The sequence below is a fragment of the Neisseria sp. P0008.S010 genome (genome assembly GCF_051962715.1).
Lineage (GTDB): Bacteria > Pseudomonadota > Gammaproteobacteria > Burkholderiales > Neisseriaceae > Neisseria > Neisseria elongata.
In genome coordinates, this window is sequence record NZ_JBQCVA010000408.1 from 1 (window position 1) to 241 (window position 241).

The 241-nt window shown below is 50.6% G+C and carries 1 rRNA gene; it reads left to right on the forward strand.

The features are described from left to right. Positions 1-241 (forward strand): 16S ribosomal RNA (locus ACTHSL_RS14115); the annotation flags it as partial.

A 241-nucleotide genomic window follows, 5' to 3' on the forward strand; every position in this document is an offset into this window, starting at 1 on the left:
CCTACGGGTGGCAGCAGTGGGGAATATTGGACAATGGGCGAAAGCCTGATCCAGCTATGTCGCGTGAACGATGAAGGTCTTATGGATTGTAAAGTTCTTTCGGTAGGGATGATAATGACAGTACCTACATAAGAAGCCCCGGCTAACTTCGTGCCAGCAGCCGCGGTAATACGAAGGGGGCAAGCGTTATTCGGAATGATTGGGCGTAAAGGACGCGTAGGCGGCTTTGTAAGTCTTTAGT